This is a genomic window from Acetatifactor sp. (assembly GCF_982438285.1).
Genome location: NZ_CEWDFQ010000247.1, coordinates 1 through 4,730, shown reverse-complemented (window position 1 = coordinate 4,730; position 4,730 = coordinate 1). Strand labels below are relative to the sequence as shown.

The window sequence follows — 4,730 nt, the reverse complement described above, 5'->3', positions numbered from 1 at the left end:
GATTTTTATTACAGAACAGAATGGTGAAAAGCTGGCTGCGTCGTTGTATATTTCTGACTATAATATTCATGTGGTTACAAGTGGTTTGCCTGATGCTATTTTGATGCTAAAAATCCGCAAACGCTGTGTAGCTGGGAAAAAGCATAGAAAATGGGCATTTCCGGGGCTGCTTTTTCCCAGCTGGCTCTAAAATGGCCCTAATTGTTTTCTGCGAAGTTATTTTCAGAATAATAGCAAAAGGCTTTCACGATATACTCGCTGCTTCCGTCACCATATTGTGTGTCCATTACTTTGCTCAGATAATCGTTGGAATAGGTGTCCATTATAATCCTGCAGTAGTTTTCTGCGCTGCCGACCAGTAGATTAGAGGCGGCGGCCAGAGCGCCAGATATGATTTCCCCAACAATGCTTTGAACCGGTTCTGAAGCCACATCTTCCCCTTTATGAGAAGCCAGCTTAAGAAATTTATCCTCTGTCCGCATGTCATCCGGTATCTGTGAACGCCATTCCTCCATAAGTTCAGAGAAATGCTTCAGATTATGCTTCATCTCCTCGGTATATTTTTCAATACTGCCAAACTGCTGGATGGCAAGTTTGGCCACATGGTATTCATCATCCTTGATTTTCTGGACGAACATATCAAAATTCTCAATGCTTCCCCAATGCTGAATGACTGCTTCCGGCTGATTGGATTTGAAAGCTTCCAAAGCGTTGATATAATCAGACAGATCAAATTCTTTAAAGCTCATACATGGTTCTCCTTTCTCTAAGCGTTCGAGAAGCTGTATAAGCCGGTCAAGGCGGTCTCGTCTCAGAAGGAATAGTTCTTTTTGCTTTTTGAAAGCGGCAATCCTGTCAAAATCTGGTTTCTCCAAAATCTCTTTTATTTCTTTTAACGGAAATCCTAGTTCTTTAAAAAACAAGATTTGCTGCAAGGTCTGTAATGCGTCATCATCATACAGGCGGTAACCGGCTGTAGTGAGTTCGCTTGGTTTCAGCAGACCGATTTCATCATAGTATTGAAGTGTCCGTATGCTGACGCCAGTCAGCTTGGCAACCTGGCTTATGCTTTTCATCGAAACAGCTCCTCTCAATATAGGAAAACGGGACTGACTGGTCACATCTATTATGTTTCCCTTGAGAAAAGAATACAATATTACGCAGCGTGAGAGTCAAGAGAATTTGAAAAATTTCACATCGGTACTTTTCTGCTTAGTATTTGAACAGGATTAGGGTAAATATTGAAGAACAGATTGACAGTTTATTCTACACAGTGTAGTATAAACATATACTACACTGTGTAGAATGGAGCGGGATGGTGATATGGGTGAATTGAGAATGGGAACTGCGGAAGCAAAATTCGCGGACATGATCTGGGATAACGAGCCGGTTTCATCGGGAGAATTGGCGAAATTGGCAGACAAGGAGTTTCAGTGGAAAAAGACCACAGCTTTTACTGTACTAAAAAGGCTGTGCGAAAGGGGGCTCTTTCAAAATCAGAACGGGACGGTGACTTCGCTCGTATCCAGAGAAGCGTTCTATGCACGTCAAAGCGAGCTGTATGTGGAGGAAGCGTTCGGCGGCTCTCTGCCTGCCTTTCTGGCTGCATTTGGAACGAGAAAGAAGCTTTCAGACAAAGAAATCGATGAAATCCAGAAAATAATTGATTCCATGAGGGGGTAGACGCATGCTGGAACAGATTTTTTTGAAGATAATGGATATGAGCTGGGCGGCAAGCCTGATTATTGTAATCGTGATGATTTTGCGCATTTTATTGAAAAGATTTCCCAAGTATATTTCCTATATGCTCTGGAGTGCTGTCTTATTCAGGCTTCTCTGTCCGTTCACACCGGAAGCAGTGTTCGGCCTTATCCCAGATTTGAAGCCCGCATTCTATGAGCCTGCAGCAGAAAGGGATCAGGCTTTGATGGCAGAGAAAGGCGGCTTTGCTGTTCCCTACACTGGCAATGAGACGGTGGATGCACCTGAAACCACCGGGGCCATGCCTGGGCAGTCTTATATGGATCATGGGAAGGATGCGGAAATTTCCTGGCAGGAGCTGTTTGTCTTAATTGGAAAGTATGTCTGGATATCTGGAATTGGCCTGATGCTTTTGTATTCTGTGATATCTGCTGTCAGGATTCACCGTAAAGCAGCGGAAGCAATCCATTTAAAAGACAATATTTATATGATGTATGAACCGGTTTCCCCATTTGTTATGGGCATCTTAAGGCCCAGGATATATCTGCCGGGAGATTTCAGTGAAAAGGAACAGGAATACATTATTCTGCATGAACAGTTTCACATCAGGCGCTTTGACCATATTGCAAAGCTGGCTGCGTTTGCCGCACTGTGCATCCACTGGTTCAATCCGCTGGTATGGACTGCATTTATCCTTTTCTGCAGGGATATGGAAATGAGCTGCGATGAGGCTGTGATAAAGAAGCTGGGCGTAAATATCAGGGCGGATTATTCTGCCTCCCTGCTGGCGGTTTCAACAAAGCACCGTTTTATCCGGAGGCTTCCGGTTGGCTTCGGGGAAGGAGATATAAAGGGCAGGATTAAGAATCTGGCGGCTTTCAGGAAGACGAAAAGGGGTATAGCTGTAGCTTTGGCTGCCTGCGCTGGCATTCTCATCCTGTGTCTGGCAACCACCCGCAAGGCTGGAATTCCTGATGGGGATGATTCTCCAGTGGAAACAGCTGCTGCCGAAGGCCATGGAACACCGGACGGGGCTGAGGCATCTGAGGGGACTGAGGCATCTGAGGAGGCTGGGACATCTGAGCCGGTTCCATTAAAGGTTTCCCTGAATATCGCGGAACACTATGCTGCAAATGTGGGAGATCCCTCCAATTTCTATTCTATTGATGAGAACGGTGTGCTGTGGGGAAGCGGAAGGAATGAATACGGACAGCTGGGACAGGGAACCCAGGATTATGAGTTTTACAGTGAAGCGGTAAAAATTGCCGAAAATGTAGTCCATGTAGATTATTCGCAAAAAGGGTTTGCCATTTTTCTCACGGAAGACTACAAGCTTTATGGCATGGGAAATGCCGGATGCGGAGCCCTGCAGCAGTACGAAGAATTTGACTGGACGCAGTATGTGAATGGAGAGCATTATACCGTTACAACACCCGTTCTGCTGATGGAGGATGTGGTATACGCATGCTGCGGCAGGGATGACATTGTCTGTCTGGGAGAAGATGGGACAGTCTGGACCTGGGGGACAGTTTATGCAGAGGGCGGTTATCTGTCAAATAAGGTATATTTTATAGAAAAACCCAAAAAGATTTTAGAAAATGCAGTTTTGGTCACAGGGGGCTGGTTCAACCATGCAGCATTGCTTCAGGACGGAACGGTCTGGACCTGGGGCTATAACAGTGCCGGGAATTGTGGCATTGCAGACGTTTCCGTGGTGGATGAGCCTGCGCTGGCCGCAGAAAATGTTGTTATGGTCTGGACGAATCTGGCTGTGGCAGGTTATCCACAGGTGAGCACAGAAGAAGCTTCCATGGTCTGGGAGGAAAGCCTGCAATATAACACAGACTACGATAATATTGCGGAATTCGGGGATATCTACCCAAGACATTTAAATAATATGGTCATTCAGAAAGCAGACGGCTCATATTGGGTATGCGGTGAGAATGTTGGTACAGAAGAAAAGGTGGTGCATGGCGCAGAAGGTGATTATTCTGTTATTTGCAGCCATGAATTTTCGCCCTGTGAATAACCGGATATTTTAGGAGGCTTGAAAAGAAAACATAGATGATATAAAACAGCCATGGAGAGAGGGGAGATAAGACAGAATTACTATTTTTTCGCAGCGCTTGAAGATATTGATGAAATGGTAAAAACAAGGATTATAGTTCTTCGCGCGGCAAATAAGTTGTCCGACGATATAGATATGTCCGTAGTAGGAAGTATTTAAACAGATACGGATTACTTTAAGCCATTTATATTTTACAGTGGGTAATAAGCTGCGCGAGAAAGTGAATATAGATATAAATCCAGGAAAAAGTGTTGCAAGACCCTATAATGAACAAAGATTTGGACGCAAACCTTATTTGCGGGAAAATTTATGGGTAACAGTTCAATCAAATGAATGTCCGGCTCCTGCCTTTTTATAGAGTTTTCACCCTATGGAATCAGGCTTGGCATGGGATATTACTCTGCTACTCCGGCGCAGATGAGAAGGATACGGGCAAAAATAGATAATAATCCGCAAGGTTTTTCTGACATGATAGAGCAGGTACTGCGGGATAAGGACATACATGTTGTTGGAGAACAATACCAAAAGAGGTTTCCATCAAATTATGAGGGATTATTAGAGGAGATTTACAACTATAGAAATATTTACTTTCAGAAAAACATTGCGATGAATGATTGGGGAAAGATTGATAAAATAAAAAATATGATGAAACAGAAAATCCTCAAAGTGCCGAAAAGTCTTATTCTATCGAGGTTGGAACAACAAAATGAAAACCGCAAATTTCTCTTATAGTAAACTGCCCACTTATTTGATTTTCAAGTAGGCAGTTTACTATTGACTTTTTATTTGGAAATCGCATATAGTATAGTAAAGTACCTAACCAATAAACGAATTTGAGGCAATTAAATAGAGGTGGACAAATGGTTCGTAAAAACGATATTAAAAATGTGAGAAAGTTGTTCAATCAGCATCACTATGTAATGACTACTGCCGAGCTTCTAGAGGCTAAGCTATACTATGC

At 43.4% G+C, this 4,730-nt stretch carries 5 protein-coding genes and 1 pseudogene; 5 read left to right on the top strand and 1 reads right to left on the bottom strand.

What is annotated here, in order from left to right; all coding sequences use genetic code 11:
• Positions 1–190: hypothetical protein (locus AC1WIP_RS11615; RefSeq protein ID WP_481141980.1), on the top strand; the 190-nt coding region annotated here is incomplete at its 5' end.
• Positions 191–197: 7 nt separating this feature from the next.
• Here the strand turns inward: AC1WIP_RS11615 and AC1WIP_RS11610 are convergent.
• Complete coding sequence (locus tag AC1WIP_RS11610) at positions 198–1,076, bottom strand: MerR family transcriptional regulator (protein ID WP_481141979.1); 879 nt, start codon at positions 1,074–1,076, stop codon at positions 198–200.
• 247 nt (positions 1,077–1,323) lie between these two features.
• Here AC1WIP_RS11610 and AC1WIP_RS11605 point away from each other — a divergent pair, with 247 nt between their 5' ends.
• From AC1WIP_RS11605 to AC1WIP_RS11590, 4 genes and pseudogenes are all read left to right on the top strand, one after another.
• Positions 1,324–1,683, top strand: coding sequence for a BlaI/MecI/CopY family transcriptional regulator (locus AC1WIP_RS11605; RefSeq protein WP_481141978.1), 360 nt, complete (start codon positions 1,324–1,326; stop codon positions 1,681–1,683).
• Positions 1,684–1,687: 4 nt separating this feature from the next.
• A complete protein-coding gene (locus tag AC1WIP_RS11600; RefSeq protein ID WP_481141977.1) occupies positions 1,688–3,730 on the top strand; it encodes a M56 family metallopeptidase in 2,043 nt (680 codons plus the stop codon).
• A gap of 66 nt (positions 3,731–3,796) precedes the next feature.
• Positions 3,797–3,916, top strand: a pseudogene (locus tag AC1WIP_RS11595) (GNAT family N-acetyltransferase); the annotation flags it as partial.
• A 186-nt stretch (positions 3,917–4,102) separates the two neighbouring features.
• Positions 4,103–4,501 carry a DUF2461 family protein gene (locus AC1WIP_RS11590; protein WP_481141976.1) on the top strand — a complete coding sequence of 133 codons (399 nt, stop codon included), beginning with the start codon at positions 4,103–4,105 and terminating at the stop codon, positions 4,499–4,501.
• Positions 4,502–4,730: the final 229 nt, after the last annotated feature.